Annotated in this window: 1 protein-coding gene; it reads left to right on the top strand. The window is 58.7% G+C overall.

Annotated features, from left to right (window positions below; genetic code table 11):
* Nucleotides 1–656: RHS repeat domain-containing protein (locus tag BEA93_RS24575; RefSeq protein WP_172954583.1), on the top strand; the 656-nt coding region annotated here is incomplete at both ends.

Below are 656 nucleotides of genomic sequence, written 5' to 3'. Positions count from 1 at the left end.
CTGCTGGGGAGGCGTGCGGGGGAAAGGGCCACGGCAGAAAACAGCGTGGTGCCGTTCAACCGGCTGCTGTCTTACCGTGGTGTGCACTATCGTTATGACGAACACGGCCGGGTGGTGGAAAAGCAGGGCCGGAGCGGAACGCAGAGTTACCGTTATGATGCGGAACACCGGATGGTGGAGGTGACGACAGCGCGGGAGACATACCGGTATGTGTACGATGCGCTGGGGAGGCGGACGGAAAAACAGCACATCAGCCCTGACGGTAAACCGTACAACCGGACAAAATTTTTATGGGACGGGATGCGGCTGGCGCAGGAGAGCAGGCCGGAGGGGATAAGCCGCCTGTATATCTACAGCGACCAGGGGAGTTATGAACCGCTGGCGCGGGTGGACAAGGCGGGCAAAGAGGGACCGAACCGGATACTGTATTTTCACACAGATGTGAACGGCGCGCCGGAAGAGATGACGGACAGTGACGGGAAAATCGTGTGGGAGACGGGGTATCAGGTCTGGGGTAACACGATACAGGAGAAGGACCACGGCAGGGTGGAACAGAACCTGCGTTACCAGGGACAGTACCTCGACAGGGAAACGGGGCTGCACTACAATCTGCACCGTTACTATGATCCGGATGTCGGGCGGTTCATAGTAACGGA

Source organism: Escherichia sp. MOD1-EC5950 (assembly GCF_002965345.1).
GTDB lineage: Bacteria > Pseudomonadota > Gammaproteobacteria > Enterobacterales > Enterobacteriaceae > Escherichia > Escherichia marmotae.
The sequence above is the reverse complement of the archived record's forward strand: the minus strand, read 5'-3'. Positions and strand labels throughout refer to the sequence as shown.